Annotated in this window: 24 protein-coding genes and 1 pseudogene; 8 read left to right on the top strand and 17 right to left on the bottom strand. The window is 38.5% G+C overall.

All coding sequences use genetic code 11. The features are described 5' to 3' along the window. Positions 1-72 precede the first annotated feature (72 nt). Positions 73-1,047, top strand: a complete 975-nt coding sequence (locus QE429_RS07120; protein ID WP_307285699.1) for an NERD domain-containing protein — start codon at positions 73-75, stop codon at positions 1,045-1,047. Between the two features lie 211 nt (positions 1,048-1,258). On the opposite strand, the gene QE429_RS07115 is transcribed toward QE429_RS07120, so the two are convergent. From QE429_RS07115 to QE429_RS07080, 8 genes are all read right to left on the bottom strand, one after another. Then, positions 1,259-1,651: a cytosolic protein gene (locus tag QE429_RS07115; RefSeq protein ID WP_307285696.1), complete on the bottom strand. Its 393-nt coding sequence runs from the start codon at positions 1,649-1,651 to the stop codon at positions 1,259-1,261. A gap of 89 nt (positions 1,652-1,740) precedes the next feature. Next, a complete protein-coding gene (locus QE429_RS07110) occupies positions 1,741-1,911 on the bottom strand; it encodes a hypothetical protein (protein ID WP_307285693.1) in 171 nt (56 codons plus the stop codon). A 133-nt stretch (positions 1,912-2,044) separates the two neighbouring features. Then, a complete protein-coding gene (locus tag QE429_RS07105) occupies positions 2,045-2,188 on the bottom strand; it encodes a hypothetical protein (RefSeq protein WP_307285691.1) in 144 nt (47 codons plus the stop codon). Next, positions 2,185-3,417 (bottom strand): tetratricopeptide repeat protein, encoded by a 1,233-nt coding sequence (locus tag QE429_RS07100; protein ID WP_307285689.1) that lies wholly within the window; start codon positions 3,415-3,417, stop codon positions 2,185-2,187. Before QE429_RS07100 ends, QE429_RS07105 begins: the two co-directional genes overlap by 4 nt. Positions 3,418-3,561: 144 nt before the next feature. Next, positions 3,562-4,827 (bottom strand): S8 family serine peptidase, encoded by a 1,266-nt coding sequence (locus QE429_RS07095; protein WP_307285687.1) that lies wholly within the window; start codon positions 4,825-4,827, stop codon positions 3,562-3,564. Positions 4,828-5,002: 175 nt separating this feature from the next. Then, a complete protein-coding gene (locus tag QE429_RS07090) occupies positions 5,003-5,941 on the bottom strand; it encodes a magnesium transporter CorA family protein (protein WP_307285684.1) in 939 nt (312 codons plus the stop codon). Positions 5,942-6,160: 219 nt separating this feature from the next. Further along, positions 6,161-7,057: a cation diffusion facilitator family transporter gene (locus QE429_RS07085; protein WP_307285681.1), complete on the bottom strand. Its 897-nt coding sequence runs from the start codon at positions 7,055-7,057 to the stop codon at positions 6,161-6,163. A 21-nt stretch (positions 7,058-7,078) separates the two neighbouring features. Next, positions 7,079-7,216 carry a hypothetical protein gene (locus tag QE429_RS07080; protein WP_307285679.1) on the bottom strand — a complete coding sequence of 46 codons (138 nt, stop codon included), beginning with the start codon at positions 7,214-7,216 and terminating at the stop codon, positions 7,079-7,081. A gap of 97 nt (positions 7,217-7,313) precedes the next feature. On the opposite strand from QE429_RS07080, the gene QE429_RS07075 reads away from it, so the two are divergent. Continuing rightward, positions 7,314-7,529, top strand: a complete 216-nt coding sequence (locus QE429_RS07075) for a YozQ family protein (protein WP_373463182.1) — start codon at positions 7,314-7,316, stop codon at positions 7,527-7,529. A 58-nt stretch (positions 7,530-7,587) separates the two neighbouring features. On the opposite strand, the gene QE429_RS07070 is transcribed toward QE429_RS07075, so the two are convergent. Further along, positions 7,588-8,343, bottom strand: a complete 756-nt coding sequence (locus QE429_RS07070; protein WP_307285674.1) for a yteA family sporulation protein — start codon at positions 8,341-8,343, stop codon at positions 7,588-7,590. A gap of 189 nt (positions 8,344-8,532) precedes the next feature. On the opposite strand from QE429_RS07070, the gene QE429_RS07065 reads away from it, so the two are divergent. Both QE429_RS07065 and QE429_RS07060 read left to right on the top strand, forming a co-directional pair. Continuing rightward, complete coding sequence (locus QE429_RS07065) at positions 8,533-8,715, top strand: hypothetical protein (protein WP_307285671.1); 183 nt, start codon at positions 8,533-8,535, stop codon at positions 8,713-8,715. After that, complete coding sequence (locus QE429_RS07060) at positions 8,712-10,079, top strand: amino acid permease (RefSeq protein WP_307285669.1); 1,368 nt, start codon at positions 8,712-8,714, stop codon at positions 10,077-10,079. Before QE429_RS07065 ends, QE429_RS07060 begins: the two co-directional genes overlap by 4 nt. Before the next feature lie 33 nt (positions 10,080-10,112). Here the strand turns inward: QE429_RS07060 and QE429_RS07055 are convergent, their stop codons facing one another. The 4 genes from QE429_RS07055 to QE429_RS07040 all read right to left on the bottom strand — a co-directional run bounded on the left by QE429_RS07055 (position 10,113) and on the right by QE429_RS07040 (position 13,985). Then, positions 10,113-10,739: a LysE family transporter gene (locus QE429_RS07055; protein ID WP_307285667.1), complete on the bottom strand. Its 627-nt coding sequence runs from the start codon at positions 10,737-10,739 to the stop codon at positions 10,113-10,115. Between the two features lie 99 nt (positions 10,740-10,838). After that, positions 10,839-11,297 carry a GtrA family protein gene (locus QE429_RS07050; RefSeq protein ID WP_307285664.1) on the bottom strand — a complete coding sequence of 153 codons (459 nt, stop codon included), beginning with the start codon at positions 11,295-11,297 and terminating at the stop codon, positions 10,839-10,841. Beyond that, positions 11,251-12,288 (bottom strand): glycosyltransferase family 2 protein, encoded by a 1,038-nt coding sequence (locus tag QE429_RS07045; protein WP_307285661.1) that lies wholly within the window; start codon positions 12,286-12,288, stop codon positions 11,251-11,253. Before QE429_RS07045 ends, QE429_RS07050 begins: the two co-directional genes overlap by 47 nt. 20 nt (positions 12,289-12,308) lie before the next feature. Next, complete coding sequence (locus QE429_RS07040; RefSeq protein ID WP_307285658.1) at positions 12,309-13,985, bottom strand: DUF6044 family protein; 1,677 nt, start codon at positions 13,983-13,985, stop codon at positions 12,309-12,311. A gap of 247 nt (positions 13,986-14,232) precedes the next feature. Between QE429_RS07040 and QE429_RS07035 the strand changes: the two genes are divergently transcribed. The 3 genes from QE429_RS07035 (at position 14,233) to QE429_RS07025 (ending at position 17,200) form a co-directional block, all read left to right on the top strand. Next, the gene (locus tag QE429_RS07035; RefSeq protein WP_307285655.1) at positions 14,233-15,501 is read left to right on the top strand and encodes an MFS transporter; all 1,269 of its coding nucleotides are present in this window, start codon (positions 14,233-14,235) and stop codon (positions 15,499-15,501) included. Between the two features lie 16 nt (positions 15,502-15,517). Beyond that, the gene (locus QE429_RS07030) at positions 15,518-16,105 is read left to right on the top strand and encodes a winged helix-turn-helix domain-containing protein (RefSeq protein ID WP_307285653.1); all 588 of its coding nucleotides are present in this window, start codon (positions 15,518-15,520) and stop codon (positions 16,103-16,105) included. Between the two features lie 114 nt (positions 16,106-16,219). Further along, positions 16,220-17,200 (top strand): potassium channel family protein, encoded by a 981-nt coding sequence (locus QE429_RS07025; protein ID WP_307285651.1) that lies wholly within the window; start codon positions 16,220-16,222, stop codon positions 17,198-17,200. 2 nt (positions 17,201-17,202) lie between these two features. Here QE429_RS07025 and QE429_RS07020 read toward each other — a convergent pair whose 3' ends face one another. From QE429_RS07020 to QE429_RS07010, 3 genes and pseudogenes are all read right to left on the bottom strand, one after another. After that, positions 17,203-17,610, bottom strand: a complete 408-nt coding sequence (locus QE429_RS07020; RefSeq protein WP_307285648.1) for a YugN-like family protein — start codon at positions 17,608-17,610, stop codon at positions 17,203-17,205. Positions 17,611-17,713: 103 nt separating this feature from the next. Next, a pseudogene (locus QE429_RS07015) lies at positions 17,714-19,065 on the bottom strand (glucose-6-phosphate isomerase). Positions 19,066-19,240: 175 nt separating this feature from the next. Beyond that, the gene (locus QE429_RS07010) at positions 19,241-20,404 is read right to left on the bottom strand and encodes an iron-containing alcohol dehydrogenase (RefSeq protein ID WP_307285645.1); all 1,164 of its coding nucleotides are present in this window, start codon (positions 20,402-20,404) and stop codon (positions 19,241-19,243) included. A gap of 139 nt (positions 20,405-20,543) precedes the next feature. Between QE429_RS07010 and QE429_RS07005 the strand changes: the two genes are divergently transcribed. Next, positions 20,544-20,774, top strand: coding sequence for a DUF378 domain-containing protein (locus QE429_RS07005; RefSeq protein ID WP_307285642.1), 231 nt, complete (start codon positions 20,544-20,546; stop codon positions 20,772-20,774). A 43-nt stretch (positions 20,775-20,817) separates the two neighbouring features. On the opposite strand, the gene QE429_RS07000 is transcribed toward QE429_RS07005, so the two are convergent. Beyond that, positions 20,818-22,059: a Glu/Leu/Phe/Val family dehydrogenase gene (locus QE429_RS07000; RefSeq protein ID WP_307285639.1), complete on the bottom strand. Its 1,242-nt coding sequence runs from the start codon at positions 22,057-22,059 to the stop codon at positions 20,818-20,820. Position 22,060: the final 1 nt, after the last annotated feature.

Below are 22,060 nucleotides of genomic sequence, written 5' to 3'. Positions count from 1 at the left end.
CCGATGAATTTCAGCAGGATTTTTAGAAACCTTTTAGAATTTATTAAGTTAATATGAAAGGAGTGATCATGTTTGATTATAAAAGAAAGGTCTATTCCTCTTAAGTTACTCATCTTACAGGCTTTATTGCGTCGTCTTCCTCTAAATCACGAGAAATATCAGCAAATTTTAGAAGAAGCGGGAAGACGCTCTGCTGGCTATCAAGGTGAAAAAGCTCTGGATTACTATTATCGGTCCCTTCCACAACAAAAGTACATGATTTTCCACGATTTAAACCTTCCTGATGGTGAATACAACTGTCAAATTGATACTTTTCTATTAACCCCAGAATTCGGCCTAATTATTGATGTAAAAAATATGGCTGGAAAATTAACTTTCGATACGGATAATGAACAGTTTATCCAAAATAACAATGACAAAGAAAAAGGTTATGATTATCCGATTGCACAAGCCGAACGTCACAAAAAATATATCCAAGAACTGCTTAAAGCCCATCATCTCCCACCTGTTCCAATCGATTATTTAGTCGTCATTAGCAACAGTTTTGCTTCCTATTTCGTTACAGGAAAAAATTCTTATAAAGTTAAACCTCGGATTTGTAAAGCTGATGTTATGCTACATCGAATTGAAAACGTGGAGAAAACGTTTACTACTCCCATCCTCACCAAAAAAGATCTCCGGAAGCTCAGCAGACTCCTACTAAAAATGAATACTCTCCCTACTTTTCAAATCCTTCAAAAATATGGTATTCGAAAGGAAGATTTGTTAACCGGTGTTTACTGTCCTTTCTGCAAGCATCTGCCTCTTGTTCGTAAAAAACAGCAGTGGTACTGCCCTGCGTGTGACTCCTATTCGAAAGATGCTCATATCGCTGCACTTATGGACTATTTTTTACTGGTTGATTTGAAAATAACTAATATGGAGTTTCGGAGGTTTGTTCGTTTAAATTCGATTCACATTGCAAGTAGGCTATTGCTTGCCTCAAATTTAGATTACACTGGGAAAAATAAAACACGTGTCTACTTTTTAAAGAATTTCCCTGCTTAAATCTCGATTCGCGAATAAACTACTAAGATTCGCGAATATCTGTTATTGATTCGCGAATAACCAACCCAAATTCGCGAATAAACGTTGAAAATACGCGAATAGAACAATTATTAATAAATCAAAGTCTCTTTTTAACTTCCTAAACCTCTGAAAAAGCACAAAAAGGACGCCACGACCGGCGTCCTTAACTTATTTTGCAAAAATTCACTTCTTAAACCTTCAAATCTCTACCCTCTTCAACGATATGGAAGATTAAATGCGCTAGATGCTGCATGGCACCGTATTCTTGCTCTTCTCCTTCGACTTCCTCGTAATCGATGTCATTTAAGTAGAGTGCCATAAATTCGTAGAAATCCTTTAACTGGAAAGAATAGCATGCAGATGGCTCCTCATTTTCCTCTTCATACTGCAGCACCATGTACGATAGATTTCCATCTGCATCCGCGCCATCAAAAAACACAAAAAGTCCGATGTTGGTGTCGATTTCAAAGAGATGTCTTGTTCCGCCTTCGGTCGCTTTCTCAAACTCCTCTTGATTCAGCTTTTGAATTTGCATTGCATCCACATTATCTTCTTGGTGAAAACTAACAATAAATGATTTCATATTTCCTCCTTACCCTTCTACTGTAATTTAAACACATATTCATAGGATACCCAGTAAAAGGCAGGATTCATTCTTTTTTCTAAAAATAACTATTCTTCTTCATTTCTCTCTTCACCATATTCCGCTAAGAGTGCATTCTCAGTTGTTGCAAAACGAGCCGTTTGGAGACTCATTTCGGGTTCCATCCCAAATAACTCTTCCATCGCCTTTTTCTCCCACTCTTGCTCTACACTCTTCCGTTCATTTTCTTGATTTTTCATTTAAATCACCTCTCTCAATCCTACTATTCATTCACTACGGTTATAAAAAATAGTTTCCTCTATTGTCTGCATCCCTCAGGCGTTACATTCCAATAAATAAAAAAATCCCTGAATTTTTCAGGGATTCCGCTTATCAACCTACTGGTGGTTGAATCGGATGATCACATGGTGTGGAATAAGCTACATTGTTTGATAACTTTTCGCTTTTTATATCAGCGTTAGATGTAAAAAGAATAAGCATTGAAACTGAAAATAGAAGTACAATATACTTTTTCATAGTATACCCCCTGTTATCTTATTTAAATATTTGACTGCTTCATTGACCAATCCGTTTTCATGGTAGTAATCTGAAAGCATTTTATAAAAACGGGTTAAGTCATCTGTATGTTCCTTTGCCTCTTCAAAATAAGGTATTACTTTTGTTTCTAAGTATTTAAACGCTTTTTGCGGTGAGGCCATATAAAATAAATAAAAATCTGCAAGTAGTCTATATTTTTTATTACCCAGCTCTTTTGATAGCGAGGCTACTTCTTGAAGACACTCTTTCGCTTTATCAAATTCTTTAAGATAATATTGCATTTCTCCAATTGAATAGAGCGTTACCAGATAGTGCTGATTAAAGTTAGATTGTAGATCCAAGCTTTTTTCATAGTAATATAATGCTTCCTTCACATTCTTCATCTTATTTTGTAGGTAGCCCATGTTATGATAAATTTGTGGGAGCATTTTTTCCTGTCTTAATAATTCTGCATTTCGGATTAAATGACGAAAACATCCTTCTGCTTCCTCATAAATCTTTGAATGAGTATAATTAATGCCTAAAAGCATCAGTGTGTGTAAAATACGTAAGAAGTTATGCTGATTCATAAAAATTTGTAGTGCCATTTTACCAAAGTGAATAGCGTGACCTGATTGTTCAAGGGAACTCTTTACAAGCGCTCGATGGTAAAGAAATTCACCACTGGTTGTTTCATGATCGTTTTCGGAATATAACGCTTCCAATATATAATCGGCATTTTTAAACTGACCTCTTAAGATTAAGAATATCGCATTAAAGTATCTAAATAAATAGTCCTCATGTTGGGAAAAATTCTTCTTTTGCTTGTATAATAAGTCACGTTGAAGCTCTGCCTCTCCAAACAATCCCTTGAATAATAGGTACCTATATTTATGTAATTCGCAGATATAAATATGCTTAGAGAAAGGAATAAGATGTTCTATCTCTTTAAATTTTTGGTAGGTTTCATCGACTTCGTCCCTAAGATAGAAATTAATACTTGCATTCAGTTCTCTTAAAAGAAGCTTAATCTGATCCTCCTTCTCTTCCATCTCCTCCAAACTAATATCCAACCGTTCCAGTAAAAGAGAAACTGTTTCCTCATTTGCTTCTTTGGAGTTATTTTCTATTTTGCTTAAGTGCGGGACAGAGCAAATCCCTTTTGCAAGCTCTGCTTGTGTGATTCCTCTTTGAGTTCGATAAAACTTAATCAGTGCCCCGAATTCCATATTAACCACCAGCATACCTTTCGTTTTTTTTACCATTTTACTACTATAGTAACTTTTTTTACAGATATTTTTCAGATAATTTTTAAAAGATTGAATAATTCATTCAAAAGCCACCTGGACACTACATCCAGATGGCCTTAATCATTATTTTACTCTAGGGAAGCCAAAGCCGGAGGCGTAATCATCGCCTGTAGCTGAGCCCGTTCCACCTTTAATATCATTTGCTTTTGCTCTGTTCTGCAGTTCAGCACGGAGCTGGCTGGCGGACCATGATGGGTTGGCAGACCAAATCTTTGCCGCAAGACCTGAGATGTGAGGAGTAGCCATTGATGTTCCGCTTATGGTGTTATAGCCTCCATCCTTCCATGTCGATTCAATCGCACGTCCTGGTGCAGAAACCTCTACATCCCGTTCTTGGATCACAAAGTCACCATCAGTTGCTGGATTCCCTCTTGATGAAAAATCAGCGACACGATACGTGCCATTTTCTTGTACATTTTCTAAAGCAGCAACGGCAACGGCATTAACTAATGCTCCAGGGTAACCTATCGTATTGTCACCAGGACCGTCATTCCCTGCCGCAGCGACAACAAGTACGCCCTTTCCATACGCATAATCAACGGCATTAGAAATTAACGAATCCTTCGAGCTTGATCCAAGTGACATCGAAATCACCACTTTAGAACCTGTACGAACAGCTTCATCAGCTACTTTATTAATAGCTGCTGCAATATCATCAGAATAACCGCTGCCACGATCATTCAATACTTTATAGGACCATAGTTTAGCTTCAGGAGCTACACCGTAAATTCCTTTTCCTGTGCTGCCGCCGTTAGCTAATACTGTTCCGGAGACATGTGTTCCATGTCCGTTACCATCTGAACAAGTTCCATCTACCCAAGATGTTTTTGTTTGCGAAAAATCCTGACATTGTTCAACACTGCTCGCTAAATCGGCATGATTTTTATTAACACCAGTATCGAGAACAGCTACTTTAATTCCACTTCCTCCGGATGTCTTTGTAATAGCAGGATCATTATAAATTGCCTGAATTCCCCAAGGTGTTTGATCACTTGGAACGCCGCCTGTTGAACCACCCGGTTTAGCTGCGGCTTCTTCCCTCATTGTTCCAATACTTATTGCAGGAACCTTTTCGATTGTTAAATTTTTGTTGTGTAAAAGTGCTTGATATTGCTGTGCATTGACTGTTGTTGTAAACCCTTTGGTGTCAAAATCCCAGCGTACCCCATAGTTCGCTTTCGCTTTTGCCTTTTCGGAGGCAGGTCCTTGAATTAATACCCTGTATGTCTCGTTACTGTTTGTTTGTTGGCCAAATGCCCCCGTTGCAAACATTGAAATTCCCATTACCACACTCATTACCGTAGCCCCAAGAACTCTCTTTCTCTTCATCAAGTTACTCCTCTCAAAATATGTTTACAGCACAATCACTGCCCCTTTATTTTATTTTGACTTTTCTGAAAATATAAGGACAAATAGTCCCACAAGAAGTTGGGAAAATTTTTGTGCTTACTACTAAAAAGACTCGAAAAAAATAAAAAAACCAGCCCAATAAAAGGCTGGCAATCTAGAAGTATTTCTTTTTCCAAAAGACGAATGCTGTTAAGCTAGCAAAAAAGACGGAGATCGTGAGTGGAATCACATAGGGGTGACGTATATGTTGAAACGGTATGTCTACGTTCATTCCATAAAAGCTTGCTACCATCGTTGGTAAGGCTAATATGATTGTAATGGAAGTTAAGAACTTCATCACGATGTTCAAGTTGTTTGAAATAATGGAAGCAAAAGCATTCATCATCCCGCTTAAAATTGAACGGTAGGTTTCAGCCATTTCTATTGCCTGTGTTTTTTCAATTATTACGTCTTCCAATAAATCCTTATCTTCCTCATACATTTTTAAATAGTTAAAGCGCAGAATTTTATCCAGGACGACCTTATTGGATTTTAGAGAGGTCGTAAAGTAAACCAAACTTTTTTCTAACGCTAGAAAGGCATATAGTTCTTTATTCTTCAATGATTGGTGAACGACACGTTCAATTTCATTTGTTTTCTTGTTAATTTGTTTTAAGTACCTTAGATAATAGGACGAAATGACAAATAAGATCTGCAGAGCGAAACGAGTTTTCTTAAAAGTAAAGAACTCTTTTACTCTGTTTTTCTTAAATTCTTCTAAAATCGGTGTATCCTTCAGGGAGACCGTGATAATACATTCATCTGTAAGGATAATACCAATCGGAATGGTCTCATAACCAGCAAAACCATTTTCATCATGAACGATATACGGAAAATCCACGATGATGTACACTCTGCCGTCATCTCGTTCTATCCTTGGACGTTCTTCATCATCCAATGCGTCTTTAATAATATCAACGTCTACCTGCGCATCATTAGAGACTCGGTTAATTTCTTCTGCTGTCGGAGCATGCATATTGACCCAGCAGCCTTTTGAAATCACATCAACTTTTTCTAACACTTTTGATTCTGTACTTTTAAAAATTTCTAACATGCAAAAACCTCCTCGCCTACTTGTTTTGAGGAAGCCAACAACCTTTTTTAGAGTTGATATTCTTGCTTTTATTCAATTCAATCCATTCAAAGACATTGACTTCCCCTCGCCTACTTGGGTCCGGGTCCACGGAATAACTCAAAAATATCAACTCCCTCTAAATTTTATATATCCTTACCTATCATATACCCTTATGCGCGAAAGTACAAAGGAGTTTTTTTATTTCTCTTCTGGAAAATACGGGTTTAAATGAATTAATACCTCTTCAATATTATCATATTGATTCATAAGCTTCTGTTTTATCGTCTTTGCCAGGTCGTGCCCCTGCTTGATTGTTTTAAAATGATCAATGGAAATTCGTAAATCAACCAAGACGTAATGTCCATGCTCTCTCGCACGAATACGATCAATCCGTTTCACCTCTTCAAACTGATTAATCACTGCGATATATTCCTGCAATGTTTCCGAGTTGATATTACGCTCTAATAAGATATCAAATGCTTCTGTCAACATTTCTTTGGCAATCTTAAAGATTAAGTATGCTACAAATATACTGGCTGCTTTATCACCATAGAGTAAGAAATGAATATCCATTCTCTCCCCAATAATAGAAAGCAAGACCCCAATGGCCGCTGCGATGGATGCCACAATATCTGCTTTGTGATCGAAGGCAATGGCCTCAATTGCCTTGCTTTTATGCTGTTTAGCAACCCTTAATGAGCTCCTGTATAAAATAATTTTAGTAATATAGGAGAATAAGGCAACCCACATAGCTAATAAGCTCGGTGATTCCACTTCATGGAAGAAGCCGCTAATTCCTTCATAAACCACATAAATGGAAACAAGGAAAAGTAAGATACCAATAACTCCTGAAACGATGACCTCTGCTTTTCCATGACCATAGGGGTGTTCCAGGTCTGCAGGCTTATTTGCAATTTTTATGACCAATAGCACGATGATGGACGCAAAGACATCGGCAGCAGAATGAATCCCATCAGCAAAGACAGCATCACTATTTCCATACCAACCGATCGCTAACTTCCCTACAGTCAAGATAATATTGCTGATTACACTGATCCAGGCAATTTTTTTAGCCAATGTTTCTCTCATTTCCATACAAAACCACCTTTTTATGCCTTATCCTTTAATATTATCCTTATCTTCCTTCATCATTTCAACTTCCTCAACCACTGAAATCCTGTTAATTTGATCATGTAAAAAATGAAATGCTTCGTCTAATTCTTCCCGTGATGGAAATTCGTTTTTTTTGTTCATCTTTTTCACTCCTTAGAAATTTATTTTTTTATGTGTAATCCATGAGTCAAAAGGGAAAAAATACCGATGTACTATATTTATTGAAGGAGTGGTTCATTTGGAAAAAAAGAGTACGAATAACAAAAGTGCAGAAATTGCAGGCCGAGTTTTTGATACAAGCGATTATCAAAAAGGGGATGCCCTTTCATCTGGACTTGCAACCACACATGAACAAGTAAGTGACACCTATATGGAAGGCGAAATTGGTGCCGTTGTTGATGGTGCTAAAGAACAGGAAACCAAAATCCCTCATAAAGGCTACGACGAAGAATAAACATCAGAGAAAACAGCTCTCAATCGAAAGCTGTTTTCTTTTTTTCGGGAGAATCATTTTATTTATCATCATCAACATATGGGTCATGTTCAAAAGCAGGTAAATCGCCGAAACTGGTCATGATCCCCTCTTCATCCAGTGCATTTTCGTATTGTTCATGCTGTGGATTAGGGTAAACCGTAATATTCTTTCCGTATATGTCGGTGCCAACAAAATTTTCATAATCTTCGACATAGCTGATGTTTTCATTTGCTTCCTCATATATGTCCTGATAGTCACCTTTTGGGAAGGCTAAATCAGATGGCGTCTCAGAGGTTCCCCATTGAGCAACGGTCTGCCATGAGTCTTCTGCATCAAAAGCAACGTTTTCGTCCTTTTCGTCCATATCAAACTTCCCGAAATCAGGCATCAGTACTCCTTCTTCAACGGGTCGATTATGAGAAACAATTTGGTCCGGACTATGTTCAATACAATAAGTGGTGTTTGGCAGAGCCTCTAATCTCTCGATAGGAATTTCCTTTCCACATACTTCACATGTACCATACGTTCCATTTTCCATTGCTTCAAGAGCATGATTGATATTTCTTAGCTGCAGCTCGTAATGTTCGTTTAAAGCGATATCCTTCTCGCGTTCATAAAGCTCTGTTCCCTCATCAGCAGGATGGTTATCATAACTGGACAACTCTCCCACCGATTCATGTGCATGACCTCTCTCTAACCCAAAGTGATCATTTTGATCTAAATGCTCTTCCACATCATTCTTTTCCTGCAATAATTGTAACCGTAACTCAGCTAACTGCTGTGTAGATAACATAGGATAAGCTCCTTTCATGAAAAGCGCATGTGAATCTGTTTTTCATTAAACATTTATACTTTATATTTTCATTTGTTTAGCGTTTGTTTATGTAACAAAAAATTGAATTCCATCAAAATCCAATCTTTCTGACTTCGATAAGTCAGAATAAGATTTGCTTGTGCGCGCATGTTAAAGGATATAATCCATGTGAAAGAGGAGATTGTAATGGTAAATGAAAATTTTCGTAAATTTAGAAATGTGCAGCAAAAACATAAGGGGGAATATCTCGGTTCAGATAAAGAACAAAAGCCTGGTTTTAATGACTCTGAGTATAATAACCAAGACAATACCGATAAATCACCAGGAGCGACTGGCCGTGACCTTCAATGAGTAAAGCAAAAACGGGTGGAGAAGAAAGCACTAACATGAAATGGTGGCAGCTTTCTCTATTCGGAGTGGGATGCACCATTGGAACCGGTTTTTTCCTTGGTTCCAGTTTAGCTATTAAGATGACGGGGCCCTCCATCCTAATCGCATTTGTGATCGCTGCAATTGGAACATACTTTGTTTTTGATGCTTTGTCTAAAATGACTTCCAAGGAACCTCTTAAAGGCGGTTTTAGATCCTATGCAAAAAAAGCGTATGGCCGATGGGCTGGATTTAGCAGCGGCTGGGTGTATTGGAGTTCGGAGGTACTTATTATGGGGAGTCAAATGACGGCGTTGTCGATCTTTTCCCGCTTTTGGTTTCCTAAAATCCCCTTGTGGATTTTTGCATCTATTTACGGCATTTTAGGAGTAACCGTAATACTAATTGGAATCGGACTCTTAAATAAAATAGAAAATATCCTTGCAATTTTAAAAATATCTGCTATTTTGATGTTCGTGATTATTGCCGCTCTAGCTATTTTTGGTGTCATTGATGGTAACAGGCCTATTTCCTATCCAAATAGCCAAAAAGATTTTTTTCCTCACGGGTTAAAAGGTCTATGGTCTGCGGTTATCTTTGCTTTTTATGCATTCGGGGGCATCGAGATTCTAGGATTAATGGCGACCAACTTAAAAGATCCAAGCGAAGCACCGAAAGCAGGAAAAGTAATGTTATTTATGCTCACCATCATTTATGTCCTTTCCATTGGATTAGCCGTACTCATGATACCGTGGAATGATGTTAATACAAAAGAAAGTCCGTTTGTCATTGCTTTAGATGCCTATCATCTTTCATTTGTGCCTCATTTTTTTAATGGCGCCTTAATTATTGCCGGATTTTCCACCATGACTGCTTCGCTATATGGGGTTACAAGCGTGCTAGTGACCTTAGGGGAAGAAGGAGATGCTCCGGCTTGCTTCGCTAAGAAGGGCAAACTAAAGGTACCTTTTTTCACCTTGCTTATTACCCTGTTAGGGGTCACAGCCTCCATCGTGGCAGCCTTGTTGATGCCAGATAAGATTTACGAGTACGTGACAACAGCGGCAAGCTTGATGCTTTTATATAATTGGATTTTTATCCTAGCTTCCTCTAGAAAAATATTGAAATTGAAGACCAAGGAAAAGATTTTATACTCCATTGGAGGGCTATTTATTTTAGTCGCAGTCACTGGTACCTTGTTCCATGATACAAGCAGACCGGGATTTTTTATAAGTTTGGTCTTTCTAGTTGTTATTGGTGTCATCACCTTTATTATGCAATTTAAATGGAATAAAGAAAGAAATAAAAGCAAGAAGAAGGTACTCAAACCTTGGCCGACTGCATAGAAAAGCCAGCGAACATTCGCTGGTTTTTTTAATTTATCCAAATATCACTTGAAAAGCCTGCATTCCAAAATAAATACCAAAACCAATTAAGGATACGCCTGAAAGAAGGGAGATCCCCACTAATAATTTGGAGGTTAAGAATGTGCGGAAACTGCTAGAAACGCCGGCCATCGTTATATCCCATAACAAAAGTCCAATGAAAATGGCACTGCTGTAAAGAATCAAATCGCTGCGGTCATAGGTAGCCGCTGTTTTGGCAAGTACCGAACCGTAAATACCCAACCAAAACAAAATCGTTAATGGATTGGATATCGACATAAGAAATCCAGAGAAAAAAGATTTTATCAGCGGTTCCTTTTCCCTCGTGTGCTCAAGGTTGATTTTTCCTGCATTCATAAAGGTCTCTATGCCCGTATACATTAGAACAAAACAACCAAAAAACCAAAGAAACGTTTGCATAAAGGCTGTTTCCAGAAACTGAACGACTCCTATGTAAACAACAAGCATATACACGCCATCTGCCACAACGGCTCCAACGCCAATTAACCAGGAGTGCATAAAGCCATTTCTTATTCCTCTGTCAATTTGAGCAGCATTGATGGGACCTATAGGCGCAGCTAGCGACAACCCCAATAAGATATAGCTTAAAAATACGTTCATTTTTATCGCTCCCCTTAATTCTAAACATAAAAAGCCTGTCTACCCATTTTTATTCAGAAAGGGAGGGTTGTACGACAAAAAAATAAAAAAGAGCCTTCCTTAGGAAAACTCTTTGCGAGACTTTATTTTAAATACAAAATATTTTTGTCCTAAATAATTACTTATCGTGTAAAAGATACTGCCTAAAAGCACCGAAACATTTTTTTCCGTTTCGGAACTAATGATTAACACCCTGCTTGTCCATTCTCCCACTTTTTCACTAACAAAATAAGAGGAAAAATAGCATAATAAAATTGTGATAAAAAAACGGGTCAGGCCTTTATGGTAAGCAACCGTGCTTTTAAAGGTAAAGGACCTGTTCAATAGAAAGCTCACACAAGCCCCTACCGCATTTCCTGTGAAGGTAGAAATCCAATACGAAGCTTCGGCTACATTTAGTAAAAACAACATTATAGCCAAGCCAACAGACGTATTCACCATGCCCACAAGCAAAAAGCGGACAAGTGAGTTATTAGTTAGAATCAGATACTTTTCTAAAATCAAGACTATATCCCTCATCTTCTATTGGCTGATTCAGCAAATGATGTCTTGCTTTTGCCAAATTAAAGGAATCGATATCCACGATGTACTTTGGTCGTTGCTTGGTTTCCTTATAGATTTTACCGACATACTCACCAATTAAGCCAATGGCGATTAATTGAAGACCACCAATTAACCAGATGGATGTGATAAGAGATGTCCAGCCCATTGTAGTATGACCCAAAAATTTCAGAGTTAAAAAATATCCTCCGAACAAGAGGCTCAAGAAAAAGGAAATGAATCCTGTTAACAAAACAAAGCGGATCGGTGAAATTGAAAAGGAAGTGATTCCATCAAAAGCAAAGCTAAGCATCTTTTTCAACGGGTACTTGGTCTCACCTGCCTGTCTTTCCAAGCGATCATAATAAACAATTTCCGATTGAAAACCAAGGAGCGGAACAATCCCCCTTAAAAACATATTTACTTCCTTAAACCGCTCTAACTCCTTTATGGCCCTTTTACTCATTAAGCGAAAATCTGCATGATTATAGACAAGGTCAACCCCCATCTTTTTCATAACTTTATAAAATCCTTGTGCGGTACTTCGTTTAAAAAATGTATCTGAATCCCTGCCTTTACGGACTCCATAAACAATTTCAAACCCTTCTTGAAACTTCTTGATAAAATCACGAATGACTTGGATATCATCTTGTAGATCTGCATCGATGGAAACTACACAATCCGAAAGTTCATTTGCGGCAAATAATCCCGCAAGCAGGGCATTTTGGTGGCCAACATTTCGCGATAATTTTAATCCTCGTACAAACTCACTCCGAAGTCCTTCTTTATAAATCATCTCCCATGTGCGGTCCTTACTGCCATCATCCACAAATAAGATTCTACTTTTTCTAGAAACAAGTGACTCATTGATTAAATCATGTAATAACCACTGGAGTTGATCCATTGTATCAGGCAAGACTTCTTCTTCGTTATAGCATGGTACAACTATAGTAAGGACTGGTTCCATCATCTGTTCAAAACCCCCGGTGTCTACAAAGTCTTATACAAGTAAATTTTCCATGCTGATTTTTTTGAAACAAATACTCGTTCCAACGAAAGCTGAATTTCTTCGGCATTATCGATTGGTAAAGCTGAAAAGATGTAGCGGCCGCCCATTTCTTTAAACACTTTTGTATTCAGCTGTAAATGTTTCAAATGTCGTTTTGAATCTTTTTTAATCATGTATCTCTTTCCCAGCTGTCCTGTAAACAGATAACATCGGCCGCCCCATTGGTCGAAATACTTACGAATGATTTTATTTTTAGCTAATTCCTTTTCAATTATTTTCCTAAATTGATGTTTATAGCTTAAAGGATAAAAATTATTATAGGTATCGAGAGTGTAAAATCCATTATACTGTGAGATTGCTGGATGGATACCGATACTTGCCACCCGGTACTCCTCTTGCCGAAGACCGATATGCTCCTTAATGTCCTCGAACAAATCCTCCGCAAAAAATTCCTGGACAGTCGGCTTTTGTTGATAAATGATTTCATCGTTAAACAAGCCTAAAACAAAAATTTGTAATAGAAGGAACCACTTTCCTGTCTTCCTCCAGCTTATACCTTGTAAAGAGATAATTTTTAAGGAAAGGGCAAAGCTGCTATAAATAACCATCGGTCTCAAAAAATGATAGCGTGCAAAATTAAAGGTATCCATGAAATGAAATCGTCTGGTTAATGGAAGCCAGCCTTCATAAAACCAAAAAGCATACCAAATGGATAACATGATATTCAACGCAAATAAAAACACAAACAGTCTTTCCTGCTTCCATAGGTTTTTTTTAAAAACAAAATACATAGCAATAAATGTGGCAGGAAGAATGAATAAGGTATGTACGGTCATGACATGAGTATGACCTAGCGTGTAGTTTTTTAAGGTGAGCCTTACTGCTTTCCAAAAAGATAAGTGGGCATGAAAATATTCATCCCTACTATTTGGCTCTGTTGTATACAGAAAAGAATAAACGAGACGATACTCCACAAGCATAAAAATAATAGTCATATAGGCAATGGCCGCCAAAAATCGAAGATTCCAACCCTTCCCCCGTAAACCATCAACTAGCCAGAAGAGGCCCATGGCACTTAAAAAAAAGAAGAAGCCTAAGACAATACTTGCGTAAAACGGAAGTAAAGTGAGGACAAGATAATCCTTCCAACTGCCACTTCCAGCTCGAATATTTAAGAAGGCCCACAGTGCTAATGGCATCCCTAAGGTGCTTAGCATTCCTGACGGCCAAAAAGGGGTTAAGGCAAAGGCAAGTGCACATCCGACCTGCAGATCTAACCATTTTTCACCCGGTAAAATATGTTTCTTTAACAATACATACATTCCGATAAAGGCAACCACTCTTGTTAATGCCTGACTGAGTCCATAGGCAATCATTGTTGGAAAAAGATCGTATAACCATACTATAATGCTGTATTCCGTCCCAAAAGCATTCCTCTGAAGTTGCCCGTTGATAATTTGAGGAATGGTTGCATCGACCTCACCAAACATTTGCCCACTTCTCGCAAGCACCTTATACCAAGCCAGATTAGAATCTAAGTTATCATGGACCCGGATATGTGCATGTTCCTGCAGAATAAATAGCGGTGAGAGATAGATCGCTAGTACAAGGAATGCAAAGAGGATTCGTCTCTGCTCTTTTTTCGTTTCAATACCCACTCTTCTACACCTCAAAATCTTCTTCTCAAAGAGACCTCCGTATTAAATTTTGCTGCATTGATGAAAATTATTCCTTTATCCTTACAAGTTAGGGAAAATGAGGATAATTCACATTTAAAGAAAATTATCATTAACGACAAAACTAGACAATTTCCATTATTTACATATTGGTGAGGTTACGTTAAAATAAATTTAATCACTAAAAATTATTTTAACGGTAAAATATATTTTGGAAGGATGAACATTCATGTTAAAGCTTCTTAATAACCGAGCTTATTTTCGATTTTGGGTTGGCCAAATTATTTCCCAACTTGGTGATGGATTTACACGGATCGCCATTGTCTACTTAGTCGCCACATTAACAAATGATCCTTTAGCCATCGGATTAGTGATTTTCGCTCAACTTCTGCCCACGGCCTTCTTTGGTATTTTCTTAGGGCCATTAGCGGATAAATACAACCGTAAATGGTTAATGGTCGGAGCTGATTTCTACCGTATGATTATCGTACTTCTCATGATCCCCTTCCACCACTCTGCCGCGGCATTAATTTTACTAATAGCTTTCCAAGGTCTTGGTTCCGCTCTTTTCGACCCAGCCCGTTCCTCATCCATTCCTGACCTAGTGGGAGAAGAAAATATTCAACAAGCCATTTCTTTGTCCCAATCGACAAGAGCCGCAATGGATATTATTGGTCCTTCCGTTGGTGCCTTATTAATGATGACAAACAATTATGATTTCATCTTTACCATTGATGCGGTTACTTTTGGTCTTTCAGCTCTTTTCATTCTAACTCTCCGAAATCTTGGAAAAGTAAAACATCCCAAAGACAACCATAAAGAAACTTATTTCAAGTCCATTCAATCCGGTGTTAAAGAAGTGTTAGGAATGCCGGCTTTACGATTTTTACTGATTCTTTTGTTTCCGATTACCTTTGTATGCGGAATCTTAAACACCAATCTTATCGCTGTGCTCACCAATCAATTTCATGTGTCCGCTTTTCACTTTGGTTTTATTGAGGCTGCTACCGCATTAGGAGTTATTTTTGGTGCAGGCTTTGCGGCACCTTTTGCACTAAAGAGGTTTAAACCAAGTACCATTTTTTTAGCCGGTACTGCAGTAATCGGCCTTTGGATGGTCGTCATCATCCCTGTAGACACCTTCCGTTTCCAATTTGGCCTTCTGCCTGTCTATATTTGGAGTATAATGGTAGGTATATTAAATGCCTTTTTGAACGTCCCATTGAGCAGTTTATTTTTAAAAGTTACACCTGCTGCCTTTAGAGGGAGGGGCTCCTCTTTATTAGGAATTACGGCAAGCACCTCCTCTATTATTGGCATTTTAGTAGGCGGGTGGTTGTCCAAAGAAATAGGTGTATTATATGGAACTGCTATTTCAGGCGGCCTTTTAATCATAGTAGCGGTCTTAATGCCACTACTTAAGGGATATAGAAGCCTTTCGGAACACAGTGAGGTAGACGCTGTCGGAAAAGCCAAGCAGCCTGCTGCAGTGAATTAATGTTGGAGGTACGGTTGTGAAAAAGATAGATGATATTGAAATTGCTAAGATGATGCTAGATGTAAGGAAACGGAGTATTCTTGATATTGCTGGCGAACCTGTGACCGTCAGCCAAATGGCGGAGGAATTAAATGAAAAACAATCACGTTTATATTACCATGTTAAAAAACTTGAGGAAGCTGGATTATTAGAGTTAGTGGAAACACGTCAGCACGGCAACTTAATTGAAAAATACTATCAAAGGACCAAGATTGCAGGAAAGAGATTTGAATTAGATGAAGCCTTGTTAAAAGACCATCATGATGCGGTTATGGAAGAAATCATGAAACTTCTTGAGCCTGGTCTAAAGCTGCTTCAATCGGAATTAAAAAAAGGGAAATCTGATCTTGATAAGCAAGTGAATCTAATGATTAGTTTGCCCACCATGACAGGGAAAGAGTGGGAATCTTCCCACGGGCGAATGCTTCGGTCGATCCGCGAAGATAATGGAGGAAAAGAACCCTTTGATGAATCAAACCTGCCGAAGCTCTCAGAAGAAGAACGTAATAAGAAGTCCAAATATGCTTATATCATGTTAAGCTATCGGGTCGAGGATGCTGAATAACCTTCTCTCAGGAAAGAGGCTGGCTCATTGGGGTCAGCCTCTTTCTTTTTTTGCGGTTAATGAGAACTGCCATTTTGGATAATAATAGGTACTATCGAATGGGAGGTGAAGAATATGTCAAACAAAGTTTATATAAGCTTTTTACGAATGCCGATCCTGATCCGGATACTATTAATGGCCATGCTTGTATTTCTTATTTTTGGCATTTCCATTCACTTTTTAGAACCTCAAACCTTTCCTACTATTTTTGATGGTATTTGGTGGGCCATCATTACCGCTTCAACTGTTGGATATGGCGATTATGTACCGCATTCTTTTTACGGAAGAATGACAGCATTAATTTTGATATTACTTGGTGCAGGATTAGTTTCCTCCTACTTTGGAACATTAGCTGCTACTGCTGTAACTACACAGAATGCCTTTTTCGAAGGGAAAATTCCGTTTAAAGGAAAGGGTCATATAATTATTATCGGCTGGAATGAAAGGTCGAAAGGATTAATCCATAGTCTGATTGAATTCCCACAGATGGTTGTTCTAATTGATGAAACACTTGCAACAAATCCTGTTAACTCAAACTATGTTCATTTTATCCAAGGTAAAGGCCATGTTGATGAAACGATAATAAAAAGTGATATAGTAAATGCTGAGAGAGTACTAATTACAGCCGACAGAGGAAATGATGAGCTTCAGGCGGATATGAATAGTATATTAACATTACTAACCATAAAAGGACTTTGTAGTGATGTTAAATGCATTGTTGAGATTCTAACTGCCGAACAAGTCGTTAATGCGTATCGCGCTGGCGCTGACGAGGTCATACAATCCAATAAACTGACAAGTGTTTTTATGATTCATAGTCTACATTCCAATGGGGGAGGGCTCTTGTCCAATGTAGTTCACCAGCTTCAGGAAAGGAGGTTTTCCTCGCGGTCAGTTGAGGAAACGTTAGTAGGGAAAACCTTTGGAGAATGCAATCAAGAATTAATGCTGAAAGGATTTCTTTTATTTGGAGTAAAAAGAGGGGAAGATATTGTGTTGAATCCTTCCCACTCCATTTTAATTGAGAAAAACGATGAATTGTTATTATTTAAATAAAATTACTCTTCTAAAAGAATCATTTCTAATTCTGAAACAAGGGACTTCCCGGTGTCTACATACTTTTTAGGAAAGCTCGCATCTTTATCAATTGGATCCTGAAATTGATTAATAGAACCTGAAAAGGTTCCTGTAGATGCATCATCGTCTAGATTTCCTTCATATATATGTGACAACAGAAACGGTCGTCCTAATTCTACGGTACAATTCCTAGCATCAAGCTGCCCGTCGATTGCAGAAAATGGTAACCTTAAAAATTGGTATCCATCTTCATCATTCAACTTATAGTCAAAAGCACCATGATCATAATCCCAGTTGCCGCCAATTGAATAGCCAATTGGCTTTAATTTTTGCTCGAGTTTAAATAAATCGAACTGCAACCCTTCAACCTTTGATGGTAATTCAATCATATTTACTACCCCCTTTAGTCATTAGGGTTAGTTTCTCCAAACAAAAGCGTTTCATAACAAAAGAGTACTGACGCATTATTTGCATCAGCACTCTTTCTCCACCTTATTTCAAACGCTTTTCTAATTCTGCTTTCTTCTCTTCAAATCCAGGCTTGCCTAGAAGGGCAAACATGTTAACTTTATATGCCTCAACACCCGGCTGGTCAAATGGATTGACACCTAGAAGATAACCGCTCATCGCACAAGCCTTCTCGAAGAAGTAGACTAGGTATCCAAACGTGTATTCATCCATTGCAGGGATAGATACAATTAAGTTTGGCACGCCACCGTCTGTATGTGCAAGCATTGTCCCTTCAAATGCTTTATTATTGACGAAATCCACTGTTTGTCCTGCCAAATAATTAAGACCATCCAAATCATTGTCAACCGCTTCAATTTTCAACTCATGACGAGGCTTTTCCACCTTAATAATGGTTTCAAATAAATCGCGGCGACCTTCCTGAACATATTGTCCAAGGGAGTGAAGATCGGTTGAGAAATTCGCTGAGGATGGGAAAATTCCCTTTTGATCCTTTCCTTCACTTTCTCCAAATAGCTGCTTCCACCATTCTGAGAAATACTGAAGGCCTGGCTCATAGTTAATCAGCATTTCAATCGTTTTCCCTTTGTTATAGAGGGCATTTCTAACGGCTGCGTACTGATAAGCAGGATTCTCTTCAAGCTCTGAATGTCCAAAGTCCTCTTGAGCTTGAGCAGCACCTTCCATCATTTTTTCGATTTTAGCGCCACTTACTGCTATTGGAAGAAGTCCTACAGCTGTTAAAACAGAATAACGACCACCGATATCATCTGCAATGACAAAAGTTTCGTAGCCTTCTTCTGTCGCAAGGGTTTTTAATGCCCCTCTAGCTTTGTCTGTTGTCGCATAGATTCTTTTGCGAGATTCTTCTACCCCATACTTTTCCTCAAGAAGCTTGCGGAAGATACGGAAGGCGATAGCAGGTTCTGTCGTGGTGTTCCAGATTTAGAAATCACGTTGATTGAAAAATCTTTACCTTCAAGAAGATCCATTAAATCTCTCATATAGGTGGAACTGATATTATTACCAACAAAGATGATTTGTGGGGTTTTACGCTGTTCCTTTGTTAGAGCATTATAAAAACTGTGCTGAAGCATTTCAATGGCTGCTCTTGCTCCAAGATATGAACCGCCAATTCCAATGACAAGAAGAATATCGGAATCGCCTTTAATTTTCTCAGCAGATTTCTGAATACGAGCAAATTCTTCTTTATCATAATTGGTTGGCAGGTCAATCCATCCTAAGAAATCATTTCCTGCTCCCGTTTTCTCATGTAAAGAATGGTGTGCTACTTTTACTGCATCACGCAGATATGTAAGTTCATGTTCCCCAAAAAAGGTTAGTGCTTTTGAGTAATCAAAACGAACGTGTGTCATGTATGATCCTCCATAAATTTATTTTTCAATAACCACTTTAACCAATGACGAGCGGATAATCAAGAAAGGTATCCTCTTGTAAGCGTACCCATTTTCGACAGTTTTAAAAAAATTGTCATTTTCCGTAAAAATTGAAAGAAAAAACTCGGACAATCTTTGTCCGAGTCTTCCTTCATTATAGTGATGCACGATAAATGGCTAAGGTGTCTTCTTTGTTCAACTTTTTAAAGTTACCGAATTCACCGTTTGCCATTGCACGGTCAGCCATTAATTCCAACTTGCTGTCATCAATGTCGTAATCTGCTAAACGAGCAGGTGCTTCAATGCTATTCCAGAATTCACGCAGCTTTTGAATTCCTTCAAGACCTGCTTCTTCAGCTGTCTTTCCTTCAGGGTTTACACCAAATACTCTTACTGCTAGCTGCTTAAATCTTTCTGGTTTTACTTCTAAATTGTGTCTCATCCAGTGTGGGAATAGGATAGCCAATCCGCCACCATGCGGAATATCATATACCGCTGATACCGCGTGTTCCAGATTGTGAGTGGCCCAATCCCCTCGATATCCCATATTTAAAATTCCATTTAATGCCATTGTACCGCTATATAAAATGGTTGCTCTATAATCGTAATTTTCAAGATCAGCTAATAATTTAGGTGCTGTTTCCATAATCGTCAATAGTAAAGACTCACACATACGGTCTTGGAAATCAGTATTTTCTTCCAAATGGAAGTAATGTTCAAGTACATGGGACATCATGTCCACAATTCCATAAATTGTTTGGTTCTTCGGTACTGTATATGTGTGTACAGGATCTAGAATGGAGAATTTCGGGAATGTTACTGGACTTCCCCAGCCGTATTTTTCATTTGTTTCCCAATTTGTGATAACCGATCCTGCGTTCATTTCCGAACCTGTTGCAGCAAGAGTTAGAACGGTTCCAAATGGAAGTGCTTCACGTGCGAACGCCTTCTTAACAACCAAATCCCAGGCATCGCCATCATATTTAGCCCCTGCAGCAATCAGCTTTGTACAGTCAATTACACTGCCTCCACCCACGGCTAAAAGAAATTCAATACCTTCCTTTTTACAAATCTCTACGCCTTTTCGAGCAGTAGAAATTCGTGGGTTTGGTTCCACACCTGAAAGTTCAAATACTTCTGCTCCTATTTCTTGTAAAAGTGCAGTAACCTTATCGTATAAGCCGCTCTTTTTAATACTCCCCCCGCCATAAACAAGTAATACTTTTTTTCCATATGCCGGTACTTCCTTTTTTAATTGTTCGAGTTGCCCCTTACCAAAGATTAACTTTGTTGGATTGTAAAAAATGAAATTTTCCATCGTATGCACTCTCCCTTTCATTAAACATTATTAGTTATTATCTTTTTTTTTGCAAAAATAATGATTATTAATTCATGAATAGTTTTGAAATAAATGATTCAAACTATTAAATGAAACCATCCTAAAGGAGGAAATTTTGATGAGTTCTATTCAACGTATTGCACTAGTTCTTACTATTATCGGCGCCATTAACTGGGGGTTGATTGGCTTCTTTCAATTTGATCTTGTTGCTGCAATTTTTGGAGGCCAAGATTCAGCTATCTCCAGAATTATTTACGGTTTAGTAGGTATTGCAGGTCTCATTAACCTTGGTCTACTCTTTAAACCAAATGAAGAGCGTGTAAGAGAGCCTGAAACTGACAGAGTTTAAGCACTACCGCAAAAGAGGCTGACCCAAGGGTCGGCCTCTTTTCTTATATCAATCCTCTAAATAAGGATGCCTCTGCCATTTTTCGTACCCCAACCATATATGCGGCTAACCGCATATCGATATGTCGTGTCATTGCCAAGTTAAAAATTTCATGGAAGGACTGTATGACTCTTTCACGCAGTCTGTTCTCAACCTCTTCCTCACTCCAGTAATATCCTTGGTTATTTTGAACCCACTCAAAATAGGAAACCGTAACACCACCTGTCCCTGCAAGGACATCCGGTACAAGCATAATATTTCGATCTGTTAATATTTTTGTTGCTTCAAGTGTCGTTGGACCGTTCGCAGCTTCTACTACAATTTTCGCCTTGATATTATAAGCATTTTCAACAGTGAGTTGATTGGAAACGGCAGCAGGTACTAAAATATCACATTCCTGTTCAAGCAGTTCTTGATTAGTTATTGCCCCTTCAAACAGGGTAGTCACTGTACCAAAACTATCTCGTCGATCCAGCAGATATTGAATGGGCAACCCGTCGGGATTGTAGATTGCACCGTAAACATCAGAAATCCCAACAATATTTGCACCTAACTCATGAAGAAACTTAGCAATAAAACTTCCAGCGTTCCCAAACCCCTGAATAATCACCCGTGCACCTTTAATAGAAATTCCTTGTTTTTTGGCAGCTTCTTCAATGCAAATAGTGACACCCTTAGCTCCTGCCTGTTCCCGCCCCTCTGATCCTCCAAGAACAAGGGGTTTACCAGTGATAAACCCAGGAGAATCGAATTGACGTAGTCGGCTGTACTCATCCATCATCCAGGCCATAATCTGTGCATTGGTATACATATCTGGCGCAGGTATATCCTTGGTCGGTCCGACAATTTGGCTAATTGCACGAACATATCCACGACTTAAACGTTCAAGCTCACCAAAAGACATCGTTCTTGGGTTACATATGATACCGCCCTTACCCCCGCCAAATGGTAAATCGGCAATACCACATTTTAAGCTCGTCCACATGGACAGTGCCTTGACTTCTTGTTCACTAACCTTAGGGTGAAAGCGGACACCGCCCATAGTCGGTCCAACCGCATCATTATGCTGGGCACGGAAACCTGTAAAGACTTTTGTAGAACCGTCATCCATCCGAACAGGGATACGTACCGTCATCGTTCTAAATGGCTCTTCTAATAAATGATACATTTCTTGATTAAGCCCTAGCTTTTTTAATGCATCGTGGATAACAATCTGTGTTGATGTAAGAAGGTTTACTATTTCCATT

It is taken from the genome of Bacillus sp. SORGH_AS_0510, assembly GCF_030818775.1.
Lineage (GTDB): Bacteria > Bacillota > Bacilli > Bacillales > Cytobacillaceae > Neobacillus.
The sequence above is the reverse complement of the archived record's forward strand: the minus strand, read 5'-3'. Positions and strand labels throughout refer to the sequence as shown.